13 protein-coding genes and 5 tRNA genes are annotated in these 14,884 nt (G+C 43.1%); 16 read left to right on the top strand and 2 right to left on the bottom strand.

Features of this window, described 5'->3' with window-relative positions; all coding sequences use genetic code 11:
- Positions 1–86 precede the first annotated feature (86 nt).
- Positions 87–160: transfer RNA gene (locus tag G601_RS0108815), tRNA-Arg, on the bottom strand.
- 304 nt (positions 161–464) lie between these two features.
- Here G601_RS0108815 and G601_RS0108825 point away from each other — a divergent pair.
- From G601_RS0108825 to G601_RS0108865, 9 genes are all read left to right on the top strand, one after another.
- Complete coding sequence (locus tag G601_RS0108825; RefSeq protein ID WP_026491224.1) at positions 465–1,619, top strand: THUMP domain-containing class I SAM-dependent RNA methyltransferase; 1,155 nt, start codon at positions 465–467, stop codon at positions 1,617–1,619.
- Complete coding sequence (locus G601_RS0108830; RefSeq protein WP_026665112.1) at positions 1,616–2,623, top strand: N-acetylmuramoyl-L-alanine amidase; 1,008 nt, start codon at positions 1,616–1,618, stop codon at positions 2,621–2,623. The genes G601_RS0108825 and G601_RS0108830 overlap by 4 nt, the downstream gene beginning before the upstream one ends.
- A 21-nt stretch (positions 2,624–2,644) precedes the next feature.
- The gene (rdgB, locus tag G601_RS0108835; RefSeq protein ID WP_026491222.1) at positions 2,645–3,247 is read left to right on the top strand and encodes an RdgB/HAM1 family non-canonical purine NTP pyrophosphatase; all 603 of its coding nucleotides are present in this window, start codon (positions 2,645–2,647) and stop codon (positions 3,245–3,247) included.
- Positions 3,248–3,309: 62 nt separating this feature from the next.
- Complete coding sequence (locus tag G601_RS0108840) at positions 3,310–3,801, top strand: metallophosphoesterase family protein (protein ID WP_026491221.1); 492 nt, start codon at positions 3,310–3,312, stop codon at positions 3,799–3,801.
- Between the two features lie 181 nt (positions 3,802–3,982).
- Complete coding sequence (locus tag G601_RS0108845; RefSeq protein WP_026665113.1) at positions 3,983–4,213, top strand: hypothetical protein; 231 nt, start codon at positions 3,983–3,985, stop codon at positions 4,211–4,213.
- Between the two features lie 346 nt (positions 4,214–4,559).
- Positions 4,560–7,346: a hypothetical protein gene (locus tag G601_RS26095; RefSeq protein WP_026665114.1), complete on the top strand. Its 2,787-nt coding sequence runs from the start codon at positions 4,560–4,562 to the stop codon at positions 7,344–7,346.
- 225 nt (positions 7,347–7,571) lie between these two features.
- Positions 7,572–7,946 carry a GntR family transcriptional regulator gene (locus tag G601_RS0108855; RefSeq protein WP_026665115.1) on the top strand — a complete coding sequence of 125 codons (375 nt, stop codon included), beginning with the start codon at positions 7,572–7,574 and terminating at the stop codon, positions 7,944–7,946.
- Positions 7,946–8,791 carry an ABC transporter ATP-binding protein gene (locus tag G601_RS0108860; protein WP_026665116.1) on the top strand — a complete coding sequence of 282 codons (846 nt, stop codon included), beginning with the start codon at positions 7,946–7,948 and terminating at the stop codon, positions 8,789–8,791. The genes G601_RS0108855 and G601_RS0108860 overlap by 1 nt, the downstream gene beginning before the upstream one ends.
- A 1-nt stretch (position 8,792) precedes the next feature.
- Positions 8,793–9,446 (top strand): ABC-2 transporter permease, encoded by a 654-nt coding sequence (locus tag G601_RS0108865; RefSeq protein WP_026665117.1) that lies wholly within the window; start codon positions 8,793–8,795, stop codon positions 9,444–9,446.
- 33 nt (positions 9,447–9,479) lie between these two features.
- Here the strand turns inward: G601_RS0108865 and G601_RS0108870 are convergent, their stop codons facing one another.
- Positions 9,480–10,835, bottom strand: coding sequence for an MATE family efflux transporter (locus G601_RS0108870; RefSeq protein WP_026665118.1), 1,356 nt, complete (start codon positions 10,833–10,835; stop codon positions 9,480–9,482).
- A gap of 280 nt (positions 10,836–11,115) precedes the next feature.
- Between G601_RS0108870 and G601_RS0108875 the strand changes: the two genes are divergently transcribed.
- The 7 genes from G601_RS0108875 to G601_RS0108905 all read left to right on the top strand — a co-directional run bounded on the left by G601_RS0108875 (position 11,116) and on the right by G601_RS0108905 (position 14,344).
- Positions 11,116–11,189: transfer RNA gene (locus G601_RS0108875), tRNA-Arg, on the top strand.
- 33 nt (positions 11,190–11,222) lie between these two features.
- Positions 11,223–11,296: transfer RNA gene (locus G601_RS0108880), tRNA-His, on the top strand.
- A gap of 84 nt (positions 11,297–11,380) precedes the next feature.
- Positions 11,381–11,452: transfer RNA gene (locus G601_RS0108885), tRNA-Gln, on the top strand.
- A 38-nt stretch (positions 11,453–11,490) separates the two neighbouring features.
- Positions 11,491–11,563: transfer RNA gene (locus G601_RS0108890), tRNA-Lys, on the top strand.
- A gap of 148 nt (positions 11,564–11,711) precedes the next feature.
- Positions 11,712–12,677, top strand: a complete 966-nt coding sequence (locus G601_RS0108895) for a tyrosine-type recombinase/integrase (protein WP_026665119.1) — start codon at positions 11,712–11,714, stop codon at positions 12,675–12,677.
- Positions 12,678–12,940: 263 nt separating this feature from the next.
- Positions 12,941–13,657 carry a PDDEXK nuclease domain-containing protein gene (locus G601_RS22620; protein ID WP_330368823.1) on the top strand — a complete coding sequence of 239 codons (717 nt, stop codon included), beginning with the start codon at positions 12,941–12,943 and terminating at the stop codon, positions 13,655–13,657.
- 249 nt (positions 13,658–13,906) lie between these two features.
- The gene (locus G601_RS0108905) at positions 13,907–14,344 is read left to right on the top strand and encodes a hypothetical protein (RefSeq protein WP_155829419.1); all 438 of its coding nucleotides are present in this window, start codon (positions 13,907–13,909) and stop codon (positions 14,342–14,344) included.
- The last annotated feature ends 540 nt before the right edge of the window (positions 14,345–14,884 follow it).

A 14,884-nucleotide genomic window follows, 5' to 3' on the forward strand; every position in this document is an offset into this window, starting at 1 on the left:
GCGAAGATCGAACCCGTTCGAGTCCGACCGGACTCGAACAAAAAAGAGAGACAAGACTAAAAGTCTTATCTCTCTTTTTTAATCGACGTGTGTGAAAGGATTCGAACCCTCGACCTTCTGGTCCGTAGCCAGACGCTCTATCCAGCTGAGCTACACACACATACGCACTACAAAAGTTGTGCAACGAAAATAATTATAACATTGAATGAATATAAGTCAAGCGAAAAATATAAAAATTTTATAAAAACTTTTTCGGTCCTCATTTTACCCCATTAATGGGAGGAGACCGGCATGGGTGGGGACGCCATACCGGTCATTAAGAAAAGGAGATTGTCCTTTTTGTTCTGCAATATATATATCGACAAAAGTGCTTTGGACTTTATAGTCTAAAAAAATTTTTTTATTTTTTTGTATGTGGTAAAATAAAACGGATTGTATTGACACAAATTAATAGAAGGAAAACCATGCAGAGATTTGATTTGATAGCTCCCTGCCATTTCGGGCTGGAGTCAGTATTGAAAAAAGAAATAATAAAACTGGGATATGAGATTCGCGAGGTTGCTGACGGAAGAGTTACCTTCATCGGAGATCCTGATGCGGTGGTGCGCGCGAATATCGGACTCAGAACTGCAGAGAGAGTTCTTATTAAGGTAGGTTCTTTTAAGGCCATCACCTTTGAGGAGCTCTATCAGGGAACCAAGGCGCTTCCCTGGGAACAGTTCATTCCCAAGGACGGTAAATTCTGGGTTAAGAAAGCCAGCAGTGTAAAGAGTAAGCTTTTTAGCCCCTCAGATATCCAGTCCATAATGAAAAAGGCCATGGTTGACAGATTAAGTGACATATATGGTATCCGTAGATTTGAGGAGACGGGAGAAATTTTCCCTGTCCGAGTTTTCCTGATGAAGGACGAAGTCACAGTAGCCCTTGATACCACAGGTGAATCGCTGCACAAGAGAGGCTACAGGAAGCTGGAGGCGAAGGCACCCATAGCAGAGAACCTGGCGGCAGCACTTTTGATGCTGACACCCTGGAGACCTGACAGGATACTTGTCGATCCCTTCTGCGGAAGTGGAACCTTCCCTATCGAAGCTGCTATGATCGCGGCCAATATCGCACCCGGAATGCACAGACATTTTACAGCTGAAAAATGGTCACATATCATCACTCCCATGAACTGGAAGGATGTCAGGGAGGAGTGCGCCGAGGAGATTAACCACGGCATAGATGTTGATATTCAGGGCTATGACATCGACCCTGAGGTAATTGATATTGCGAGAATAAATGCCGAGAAGGCCGGCGTTGAGAAGTTGATCCATTTTCAGGCGAGACCGGTGGCAGAGCTTAGTCACAGGAAGAAATACGGCTTCATCGTGACGAACCCTCCCTACGGCGAGAGAATCGGAGAGATGAAGGAGCTTCCGGAGCTCTATAAGACTCTGGGCGCGAGATACAAGGCACTGGATTCATGGTCCATGTATCTCATCACGGCTTATGAAAAGGCAGAACGTGATATAGGTAAGAAGGCGGACAAGAACCGTAAGATTTATAACGGTATGATCAAGACCTATTTTTATCAATACATGGGTCCCAAGCCGCCTAGAAGGAATTTTGAGCAATGATTGAAAAAAGACTTAGATTCACAGCGATATTGACGGGGATTTTTGTCCTGATATCGCTGGGCGTCATGTTTTTCAGGACTGTCACTAAAAGCGTAATCATCGCTGCGGCAGAAAATGCCAGCTTTTATAAGGAAGTGGATGGCAAGGAGTATCTGCTTGAGGTGAGCGCGCCGACCGGTGACAAGGGACAGGGCACACTTGTCATTCCGCTTGAGGGCGGTGTTAATTCTGACAGGATCACCCTTGAAGAAAAGCATGGACAACATCAGTTTGTATTATATATAGATGGAAAAAGTGCAGATTTTTACAGCAAAAATGCGGTAATAACAGATCTCGAATGTGTTCAGCAGGGCACCTTTACACCACTTAATGAGAAGGGGCTTGTACGACTTACTTTTCAGCTGGATGGACTTTATGAAAATGAGACATCTATGGGTGACAGAGAGATTGTGGTCAGCTTTAAGGAGCCTTCTGACGACTATGAAAATGTGGTTGTGATCGATCCTGTTGATGAGATCGGCCTTGAGATGATACCGTATATTCGTAATTATCTAAATGATAAAGCGGATATTAAGATCTACTACACCACACTTGATGAGAGAAGGTTAAATGCAGAGGAGCTTAAAACTCTGCTTGCAGATTCTCATGCAGATTACTTTATTCAGCTGGGAATAGATGAGACGGTTGAGAGTGAATCGGGAATCAGAACTTATTACAATGATAAGTTTTTCATAAGAGGTTTCGGTAATATTCAGCTGGCTGATAAGCTTGAGATGGGAGTTGTGTCTGCTACCGAGTATAAGGCTCTCGGGCTGGCGGCAGCTACCGACAATGAGGAATTGCAGGCATCTGTTGTTCCTTCAGCATTTGTTACGATCGGGAATCTTAACAACAGAGTTGATCATGATAAGCTGGAGAAAAGCAGTTATATAGAAAAGTGCTCACAGGGTGTGGCTGATGGAATCATAGCCGCTTTTAATGAGACTAATCTTGAACAACAATAAAAAACGATACGGAGAGAATTCATGAAGATTATTTTTGCCACAGGTAACAACAACAAGATGAGAGAGATCAGGGAGATCATGGGTGATCTTACTTCCGAAATAAATTCAATGAAGGATGAGGGGATCGACCTCGATATCGTTGAGGACGGAAGCACCTTTGAAGAGAATTCGATGATCAAGGCAAGAGCTGTCGCTGAGGTTTGTAAGGAAAAGGGCATGACTGATTACTGCGTTATGGCAGATGATTCAGGTCTTGAGATTGATTTTCTTGATAAGGCACCCGGCATATATTCAGCTCGTTTCCTTGGACACGATACACCCTACTCTGAGAAGAACAAGCAGATCCTTGAGAAGCTTGAAGGGGTACCGGATGAAAAGCGCACAGCAAGATTCGTTTGTGCTATCAGTGCTGTACTTGCTGACGGCAGAGAATATGTTGTGAAGGCTACAATGGAAGGCATTATCGGTCACGAGATAGCAGGTGAGAATGGTTTTGGCTATGATCCGATTTTCTTCCTGCCTGAATATGGAAAGACCTCAGCTGAGATTTCACCTGAAGAGAAGAACGCCATCAGCCACAGAGGCAAGGCACTCAGACTTATGGCAAAGAAGCTTAAGGGCTGATTGGATTATCTGCCATAAGTGTTTATGGCAGGCAAAAATATAGAAGTAGACAGGAACTTTATATGCATAAGATTTTGGTTGTTAGTGATACTCATAGAAAGGATGAGAATTTTTATAGGGTTGTTGAAAAGGAAAGCCCGGTAAATCTTATTATCCACTGCGGAGATACAGAAGGAAGTGAAACACAGATGCAGCAGCTTGCAGGTGCACCCATGCGCATTGTAAGAGGCAATAATGATTTCTTCTGCAATCTTCCTGACGAGCAGGTTTTTGAAGTCTGGCCTCACACATTTTTCGTGACACATGGTCACAGATATCTTGTGAACATGGGCAGTGATGAAGTCCAGCGTGAAGCCTTTGCCAGAGGCGCAGATGTAGTCATTTATGGGCACACCCACAGACCTATCGCCGCAGAGATTGATGGCATGTACGTGTTTAATCCCGGCAGTCTCTCATATCCCAGACAGGAAGGCAGAAAGCCTTCATATATTGTCATCACGATCGATGATGAGGGAGAATTATCATTTGAGCTTAAATATCTGGATTTGTTTTAAGTGATGTGAGTGTATTGCTATTATTGGTAGCTTGGTACTACTGACACTGGATTATTATGAATGTAACTGGATAAATGGTTGCTGTTTTGTGGTAGTGGTTTTAAGGCACTCTTCGATTGAAGGGTGTCTTTTTTATGCACATTTCTCTTTGATCTGTGGCTCTGGGGGGATGGGCTGAATTATGCGCTCGATTAGTGGATTTTTGGAGGCTTTTTGCGACTGGCATTTTGTTAGATTTTGCTGGCTTTTTTGGTGGATTTTTGCTGGCTTTTTGCGACTGGCTTTTTGGAGGATTTTGCTGATTTTTGCAGCTGATTTTTGCAGCTGGAATTTTGCTGCTTTTTTGGCTGTTTTTTGGATGTTCCAGGGTGGTTTTCAACCAGGTGGTCTAACATGTGCTGGATTGACGTAAGGGATTACGAAATACAACTCATTTTTTGATGGGTGTTCAACCGGAAGTGATCTAGTCAGGGCAATCGGCGTAATTTTTCTGCATATTTTTTACTTGATAGAACCTTTTGGAAATATTTCAAGAGGAAAAAGTAAGTCTAAAGGTTAGGAGATGAATGAATAGACTTAACACAAACGAAATTACGATAATTTTTAAAGCTGAGTGGTGAACCAGTTATAGGAAAAATGTGATAATCGATTGATAACAAAGAATTTAGTATTTTTATAAGAAGTTAATTTCTCATTTGAGTAAGTTTAAAAGATAATATATATGTAGGGTTATTGGTTCTTCTCAAAGGAGATTGATTATGGGAAATACAAATGAACAGGAACAGGCTCCCGTGCCTGAAAAGGAACCCAGAGCTACAAGAAAAAAGGCTACACCAGCAACAGCTGAGCAGGCTCCTGAGGCTGTGGCTACAGCAGCTGATGTAGATAAGAATTTAGAGAAAATTGCGTTTGCTGAGGAAGTTGCAGCTTTCGAGGCTAAGGAAGCTGCGGTAGCAGCTGAGGCAGCCGCCATGGCAGCGGCAGCAGAAGCAGCACCTGCGGTTGAGGAAATTCCTGTAGTAGAAGAAGCAGCGACAGTAGCTGAGGAAGTTCCTGTGGCAGAAGCGGCTCTGGCAGTAGAGGAAGCACCTGTGTCAGAAGCAACAGTGGCTGAAGAGATACCAGTAGTAGAAGAAGCTGCTCCAGTAGTCGAGGAAGTTCCTGTGGCAGAAGCAGCGCCTGTAGTTGAGGAAGTGCCTGTAGTGGAAGAAGCAGCACCAGTAGTTGAGGCTGCACCTGTAGCAGAGGAAGCGCCTGTGGCAGAGGCAGCTCCGGCAGTAGAGGAAGCTCCTGTGGCAGAGGCGGCTCCATCAGTAGAGGAAGCACCTGCGGCAGAACCAGCACCTGTAGCTGAGGAAGTGCCGGCAGTAGCAGAAGAACCAGCACCTGTGGTTGAGGAAGTGCCTGTAGTGGAAGAAGCAGCGACAGTAGCTGAAGAGATACCAGTAGTAGCAGAGGCAGCGCCTACAGCTGAGGAAGCTCCTGTAGTGGAAGAAGCAGCGACAGTGGCTGAAGAAGCTCCGGTAGTAGAAGAAGCGCCTGCAGTTGAGGAAGTGCCTGCAGTAGAAGAAGCAGCGACAATAGCTGAAGAGATACCAGTAGTAGCAGAAGCAGCGCCTGCAGTTGAGGAAGTGCCTGCAGTAGAAGAAGCAGCGACAGTAGCTGAAGAGATACCTGTAGTAGCAGAAGAAGTTCCTGTGGTAGAAGAAGCTGCTCCAGTAGTCGAGGAAGTTCCTGTGGCAGAAGCGGCTCCGGCAGTTGAGGAAATACCTACAGTAGAAGAAGCAGCAACAATAGCTGAAGAGATACCAGTAGTAGAAGAAGTAGCGCCTGTAGCTGAGGAAGCACCTGCGGCAGAAGCAGCACCTGTGGCTGAGGAAATACCTGTAGTGGAAGAAGCCGCACCAGTAGCAGAGGAATCTCCTGTAGTGGAAGAAACAGCGACAGTAGCAGAAGAAGTTCCTGTGGCAGAAGCCGCACCTGTAGTTGAAGAAATACCAGTAGTAGAAGAGACAGCGCCTTTAGCAGAGGAAATCCCCGTAGTAGAAGAGGCAGCACCTGCGGTTGAAGAAATACTTGTGGCAGAAGCAGCGCCTGTAGTAGAGGAAATACCCGCGGCAGAAGCAGCACCTGTGGCTGAGGAAATACCTGTAGTGGAAGAAGCAGCGACAGTAGCTGAAGAGATAGCAGTAGTAGAAGAGGCAGCACCTGCAGCAGAGGAAGTACCTGTGGTTGAGGAAACTCCTGCGGCAGAAGCAGCGCCTGTGGCTGAGGAAATACCCGTAGTGGAAGAAGCAGCGACAGTAGCTGAAGAGATACCAGTAGTAGAAGAGGCAGTTCCTGCAGTTGAGGAAACTCCTGCGGCAGAAGCAGCGCCTGTGGCTGAGGAAATACCAGTAGTGGAAGAAGCAGCGCCTGCCGCTGAAGAAATCCCTGTAGTGGAAGAGGCAGTACCTGTAGCAGAGGAAATGCCCATAATGGAAGAGGCTGCCCCTGCGGTTGAGGAAATGCCAGTAATGGAAGAAGCTGCTCCTGAAGTTGAAGAAATACCAGTAGTGGAAGAAGCAGCGCCTGCCGCTGAAGAAATTCCAGCAATGGAAGAAGCTCCCGCACTTGAGGAAGCACCTATCCCGGAAGAGCCCGCACCTGAGATTTCCTTGGAGGAAGAGCGCGCGATTCTTGATGCTCCTATCGAAGTGGAAGCACCTTCTGAGGAAGAGTTTACAGATGATATTCAGATCGAAGAACCTGAGCTTGACCTGGATCTTCCTGATGTGGAGATACCCGAATCGGATATGCTGCTTAGTGAAGAAGATATGGGCGGTGAGGAAGTAGCGGATATCGTCACCGAAGAAATATCAATTCCTGAGATGGAAGCTGAAATAGCTGCGGAAGAAATGGCACCTGAAGCAGAAGCTGAAATAGCTGCGGAAGAAATGGCACCTGAAGCAGAAACTGAAATAGCTGCGGAAGAAATGGCACCTGAAGCGGAAGCTGAAATATCTGCAGAAGAAATGGCACCTGAAGCAGATATCGATATATCCATAGAAGAAGCAGCACCTGAAATACCCGAATCATCCGAAGCAGAGATGTCATTTGGCGAGACTGCTAAACTCGAGATGACCAGTGATGAAGCAGCTGAAGATACAGGTGAGGATATGTCTGAGCTTGATCTTGACATCTCCATCGAGCAGGATGCATTTTCAGAGAGCAAAACCGGTGACACCATCGATCAGGCTACAGAAGCTATGCTTGGCACAATCGAGGATATGACAAGCTTCCTTGAGAGTGAGGACTTCGAGTACACCAGAATAACCACTGACGGAAACACAGAGTACATTTTGGTAAAGACAGAGGACGAAGAAGTTCTTTATATAGAGTATGTGGATGATGAGTTTATGTCGCTTATATCTCATTATGAAAAGGACGGAAAACGCGGTTATAAGGACGTCATGGACTGCTATATAAAGAGCACCATAAGTCAGGGTATAGATTACAAGATCAGCCGATATAAGGGCAGCAGAGCAGTTTGCAAATACAACTAATAAGAGTAAGGGCAATCCTTGAGACATCTCAGAACTGCAGCTGAAAACCAAATAAAAATAGTTTAATGAACCGACCTTCCAACTAGTCAGATCACGGGCTGACTGCTGGAGGGTCGGTGTTTTTATGCCATGAAGCAGAAAAACTAAAAAAATTTTTAAGTAAACAGTATATAACAGTTGACAACAGTTATATACTGTTATATGCTGTTTGTGGAGGATGAAGATATGCATATCATTTTGAACAATACCTCAATGGTGCCTATATACGAACAGCTTATGAATCAGGTGAAAAACAATATCATAAGCGGAGAGCTCGCGGAAAATGAGGCACTTCCATCTGTAAGAGCACTTTCAGCTGAGCTGCGAATAAGTGCGCTGACTGTCAAAAAGGCCTATGACAAGTTGGAAGAAGAGGGCTTTGTAATCACTGTTCACGGGAAGGGCACATATGTTGCCGCAACCGATAAACAGCTTGCTATGGAAGCCAGGAGGAAGACAGTGGAGGATGACTTCGCTGCTGCGGTTGAAAACGCGAGAGCGGTTGGGCTCACCAATGAGGATATACTTGAGATCGTACAGATCATTTTGGAGGAAAACTGATGGTTAAGGTAGATAATCTTGTAAAAAACTACGGTGACTTCCGGCTTGATGTTTCTTTAGAAATTCCGGATGGGACTGTTACAGGAATTGTTGGGAAAAACGGTGCAGGAAAAAGCACCACGATAAAATCAATACTTGGACTGGTAAAGCCTGATGGCGGACACGTTACCATAAATGGTAAGGAAGCGTCAGAGCTCACCGGAAGTGAGAAGACTTCAATCGGAGTTGCACTTTCGGACTCAGGATTTAGCGCCTATCTCAGCGTAAAGGATGTGATATGCATTCTGAAAAAGATGTATTCCACATTTGATGAGGACTTTTTCAGGAAAAGCTGCTCTTCACAGGGGCTTCCGCTGGATAAGAAAATCAAGGACTTTTCAACAGGTATGAAAGCAAAGCTCCGCGTACTGGTTGCGATCAGTCACAAGGCTGACCTGCTTATAATGGACGAGCCCACTGCCGGACTTGACGTGGAGGCGAGAAACGACATCCTTGATATGCTGAGACAGTATCTTATTGATAATGAAAAGTGTTCAATTTTACTGACGTCACATATATCCTCCGATCTGGAAGGCTTGTGCGACGACATTTATCTGATACATAACGGCAAGATCGTTCTTCACGAGGATACTGACAAGATATTGAGCAATTATGCAATTCTCAAGGTGAGTGAGGATGACTACGAAAAGCTCGATAAATCCTATATTCTCAGCACAAAGAAGGATCATTTTGGGGATGTGTGCTTTACAAATGAAAAGCAGTTTTATACAGATAATTATCCGGACATTGTTATTGAAAACAGTAACATTGACGACTTGATTTTGATGATGACTGGAGGTGAATAAGATGCGTGGTCTCATTGAAAAGGATATACGACTTACACTGATCAGAAAGCAGACACTTTTCATCTTCCTTGCCATGGCCGTTGTTATGGGGATTTCCATGGATGGAACATTTGTTATAACCTATCTGACGATGCTTGCTATGATAGCTGCGATAGGAACAATCAGCTATGACGAATTCGACAATGGCTTTGCTTTTTTGATGACACTGCCCTTTGGTAGGAAAACCTATGTGAAGGAAAAATACCTGTTCAGCCTGATAATGACTGTGGCTGCGTGGTGCTTTGGTGCGGTGGTGAATATTGCAATAACTATTTCACGACACGGCGGAGCAGGTCTTGCCGACGATCTGATTATGGCGACAGCTGCTATTCCTTCAATTTACATGGTGGTAGGGATAATTATCCCGCTCCAGTTTAAGTACGGTTCTGAAAAAAGCAGACTAGTTCTGTTTGGTATATTTGGAATTTGTGCTGTTTTAATTTACGGGGTGAAAACGCTTCCGATTGATGTGGTTAAGCCTTTAGTAGGGCTGTTTAATACATTACAAGGGCTTCCGGGGTATTCAATTTTGCTTGCTTTGGTAATCGCATGCATTATAGTAACCTTCGTGTCATATATGATCAGTGCACGAATCATGGAAAAGAAAGAATTTTAATAATGTAAAGAAAAAGGGCTTAGCGTTGATTCGCTAAGCCTTTCTTGTAAGGTCCTTGACCCACTTATATTTTTGGAAGTGATACATGACCCACGGAATTTTTCCTACCTCATCGAGACATGTGCAGGCATATACCGCAACGATCGGCCAATGAAAAACGAAGGCACCTAAAAGTGCTGTGGGGATCGCCAGGCACCACATGCACACGGCAAGACTGTAAACGTCAAACAGAGTATCGCCGCCGGCGGAAAAGATGCCGTTTATAATTACGGTGTTAACACATCTTCCTATCATATAGAAGGCCATAACGACCATCATTCCTGTGAGGAGGCTTTTGGCTGAAGGAGTAAGCTTCATAAAATTCACAACCGGGAAGGTTACGAGCAGAACCAGGGCGGTGCTCAAAAATCCTATAACATACGAGATTTTTGCAAGCCTTATACCGTATTCCTTTCCCTTATCCAGTTTTCCTGCACCAAGCTCATTACCTACCATGATTCCGCCTGCGCTGCTTATACCGTTACACATGCAGCAGAACAGGTCTCTGACCACGGCAGCTACAGAATTGGCAGCGGCAGCATCTGCTCCGAGATGCCCCATTATTGCGGTGTAAGAGGTAAAGCCCACACCCCAGAAAAGACCGCCTCCAAGGAGCGGAAGAGCGATTTTTATAAAGTCCTTTTCAAGACTGGCAAAGAATGTAAATATGTAGCGGTAGTTTGGATGTAAAAAGCCCTTCTGGTGGGCAGAAGTGACAGCCCAGGCAAGTTCTATAATTCGTGAGATAAGAGTCGCAAGAGCAGCTCCGTTTGCGCCCATGGCAGGAATTCCAAACAGTCCGAAAATGAATACTGAATTCAGGATGATATTTATCACAACAGCGCAGGTGCTGATGAGAGCGCTTCGATTGACGTGGTTTGTTACTCTCATTATTACTAGGTAGCACTCACAGATTCCTGTCAGGAAATATGACCATCCTGCGATCCTCAGATATGATGCGCCAATCCTTATGAGCTCCGGATCGTGAGCGAAAATGTTCATAAGAAGCTCAGGAATCAGGAGACATCCGGCAGCAGTAAGTATGGAAACAATGCCCACAACTCTGACCATCATGCCAAAGACCTTATTGATCGTATCCGTATCCTTTCTGCCGTAATACTGCGCACCGAGGATGGCGCCTGCGGCTGTGGCGGCGGTCAGTACCATGTTCTGGACGAACTGAATCTGCGTTGCCAGCGATACGGCGGCCATCTGATTTTGTTCAATTCTGCCCAGCATTACTGCATCGGCAGCAGCCACTGCAGCCAGCATAAGGCTTTGGAATGCTATTGGTAATGTGAGACGAATTAACTTATTATAGAAAGCTTTATCCTTAAAAATGTTCCCCATACTTTTCTCCGTTTAGATATTTTAGACACTAAATCATTATCTCAGACAATAAACCCGCACACAATATTCATGTAAATATTCTTAATTAAATAATGAATTTTGTGTTCAGAACGGCAAATATTTAGTATAATAATGAAGAAAATAAAAAACCGCAAATCCCCGTGTTCTGTGGCATTGTAGGGCTTTGGAATAAAAAAAGTAAAAAATAATATTTTTTTTATTGACATTATCATGACTCTACTTTATACTTTATAAATGTCGCCGCGAGATTGCGATAAATGTGTCCGTAGCTCAGCTGGATAGAGCAACGGCCTTCTAAGCCGTGGGTCGGGGGTTCGAATCCCTTCGGGCACATTTTCAGATTTAAATAATAGATCTGAGTGTATGGTGGGTATGGCGCAGTTGGTTAGCGCGCCAGATTGTGGTTCTGGAGACCGTGGGTTCGAGTCCCACTATCCACCCTTTTTTATTTTAGGGCGATAACTTCTAGATTATGTTTTTAATCTGAGTTATTATTTTAGTAAAGCACATCTTGCTGTGTATGATGGGCTATCGCCAAGCGGTAAGGCACAGCACTTTGACTGCTGCACTCGTGGGTTCGAATCCCGCTAGCCCAGTTTTTTGATATATCACTGCTGAGGCAGTTCATATATATGAGATACTAGCTCAGTTGGTAGAGCACTTGACTTTTAATCAAGTTGTCGTGGGTTCGATTCCCACGTGTCTCATTTACTTTTGCAAAAACGTTGAAAGTACAAGGCTTTCAGCGTTTTTTTTCTTTACTTGATTATGTGCGTAAACGTGGAATAATCAAGTAGTCTAAATTAAGGGCGCTTGATTATGCTGCTTGACTACACTAATCGAGGAGAAAGTAAAATGAGTAAGCGTCTGAAAGTAAAGCAAGATGAAGAGTATTCAGTTAAAGAGTTGATGGAGAACTTTATTTCTGAAAAGAGGGCAGAAGGTAGGTCTATCCAAACAATAGAAAGCTATAATAACAGTTTTAAAAAATTCTTCTTTTGCTTTGATGAAGAAATGAGCACTAAAGAAATAGACAAAGGTATGGTGCTTCATTACATGAATTATCTTCAAAAGCCTGAAAATCTACATCTTGCTTCAATTAACCATTATTTAAGAGATTTAAGAACGTTTGTAAATTGGTGCTATATAGAAGGCTATATCAATGAAAAAGTTGATATTAAGATGGTTAAAGGACAAGAAGCAATAATAGAAACATATTCAGAAGAAGAGGTGAAGCTGCTGATAGCTGAACCACAAAGAAACGCTTCTTTTGTTGAATGGCGAACATGGGCTATTGTCAATTGGATATTAGCGACAGGAAATCGCATAGAGACCATTGTTAATATAAAGATGGGTGATGTTCATTTTGGCAGAGATGAAATCATTATAAGAGAACAAAAGAACAAAAAATCATCTTATATACCATTGGCAAGCGGATTGAAACGAACACTAAGAACATATATTAAGAAATGTAGAACAAATGCAAGTGATGATAAATACCTATTTTGTAATATAGAAGATGAACAATTAACTACAAAGGCTTTACAATCTGCTTTATACGATTACAACATCAAGAGAGGAGTAGATAAGACAAGCGCGCATGCTTTAAGACATACGTTTGCAAAGATGTATGTGCTTAATGGTGGCGATATATTTAGATTGCAAAGGATATTAGGTCATTCCCAACTTGAAATGACAAGACATTATGTTAATTTGTTTGGAGCTGATCTGAAGAAAGGCTATGATGATATAGTACCTATAAACAATCTATTAGAGCCAAAAGGAAAGAAAAAGCAAACTGTTAGAGTGAATAGAGACTAATAAAAAACAATAGCAGAAGGCTAAATAATGATGATTTAAGGTATTATAAACCCCTTAGAGCATAACTGTAATAAAGAGCTCTAAGGGGTTAAATTTGATTATATGAGCTGCTTTTAGTCATATTGGCTGTTATGGCTACAAGATAAAGGAAAAAAACAGATTATATATCACCACAAAAGAAAAGAGCTATCAAAGGTTAATTAACCACAACAAATTTTCCACAAGTTGTGGGAAAAGCGAAAGACAACAATTTCCCACAACTTGTGGGAGAATTATCTTTGGATGAATTGTTTGGCGTTCCGTGGGGGCATCATCGAGTAATTATAGATCGATGCAAGGGTGATAGCGAAAAAGCAAGTTTCTTTGTAAGAAAAACAATCCAAAACAACTGGTCCAGAGCAGTTCTAGAAAACTTTTTGGATACTGATTTATTTGCAAGACAGGGAAAAGTAATATCGAATTTTGAGTATGCTTTACCTGCACCACAGAGTGATCTTGCTCAAGAAATGACAAAAGATCCATATAATTTTGATTTTCTTGCAATCCGGGAAGATTATGATGAAAAGCAATTAAAAGATGCATTGGTAGAAAATGTTATTAAATTTCTTCTGGAATTGGGTAAAGGGTTTGCTTTCGTGGGAAGGGAGTATCCGTTACCAATAGATGGAACGGAGGAATATATCGATCTTTTGTTTTACCACTTATGGCTACACTGTTATGTTGTCGTTGAAGTAAAGGTAAAAGCATTTAAATCCAGCGATATAGGCCAAACAGCGACTTATGTTGCAATAGCTGATGATTTAATAAGGAGAGAAGGAGATAACAAGACAATCGGATTAATTATATGTAAGAGTAAGAATAATATTCTTGCGAAATATTCTGTAAGTACTTCAAATGAGCCAATAGGAATATCCGAATATGAGTTGTCAAATCTGCTTCCTTCGCCAGAAGAGATAGAGCAAAAACTTAGTATGGATTGATTACCAAATTGATTACCTTAAGACACAACCGATGTGCGGGAACCTCCTTCCTTACTGTATTTCTTAAAAAAAGATTAACTGGGTTCGATTCCCACGTGTCTCATTGTAAGCGCTTAACACGATGTTGAGCGCTTTTTTCGTGCTTTTGCCCATTGAAAATGATATATTTAAAGTGTCAGGTAAATATGACCAAGTCGGTGAGAATATATATAATATATTTGGGGATAACGAATGGAGGGAGTAATAGAAATGAAAAAACAATTATTTACATTTATCATGGCGACTGCAATATTTTTCGGACCTTTTGCTGTAAAAAGCATGGATGCACATGCTATTAACTATAAAAATCTTGCTCAAGGTACTGAAGCTATTGCAGATCCGGACTTTGATGCGGCATATTATGCGCATAGATACCCTGATCTTTTGGCGGCAGGACTGCGTACTGCGGAACAGTTATATCAGCACTGGATCACATATGGTAAGGCAGAGGGAAGGGTAGGCAGTCAGACTTATGTAGTTCCTAAAGCTTTAATTCCGACTCCCAAGGTTTTTGCGCCGGACTTTGATGCGGCATATTATGCACATAGATATCCTGATCTTCTGGCAGCAGGGATACGTACTCCGGAACAGCTATATCAGCACTGGATTACATATGGTAAGGCAGAAGGAAGGACGGGCAAGCCATAAGATGATAAGCGCTTAACTACAAAGGTTGAGCGCTTTTTAATATCATAGGAAATTGCTTTCCTATGATATTAAAACGCTCCGCGTGGATGCGCACTCGCGCGAATGGAATATGTTGCATTCTGCAACCGCGTCTACGTTCCACTTCGGTCGTTGCAAAGCAGATGTCCCCCGGACATCTTGCAACGGCGCGAGAATTTCGCATGCGAAATTCTTTCTTGGTTTGCGCGCCATGGGCGCGCTCTAACGGGTGCAAGTCCCGAACACGCCCAGATAGTGGGAAGTGTATAGCCGAACAGCAAGGGTGTCCATCGTGAGGTGGAATCTGAAGGAAGCTGTAAGCAAATCTCTGGTCCGACGGACAGAAATCACATATAAGGCTAGGCTACGAGAGATAAGTTGGCCAAGAGCAACGAAGTCTAATAACTATCACTTTTGTAGTAGCAGAGTAAATGTGGCGGATATATGGAGAGAAAGAGCGTGCACCTTAAGCGTGGAGGTCTCACAGAGGTTGCATTAGCCTAGTAACAACGAACTGTGAGA

The sequence above is a fragment of the Butyrivibrio sp. FC2001 genome (genome assembly GCF_000424125.1).
Taxonomy (GTDB): Bacteria; Bacillota; Clostridia; order Lachnospirales; family Lachnospiraceae; genus Butyrivibrio.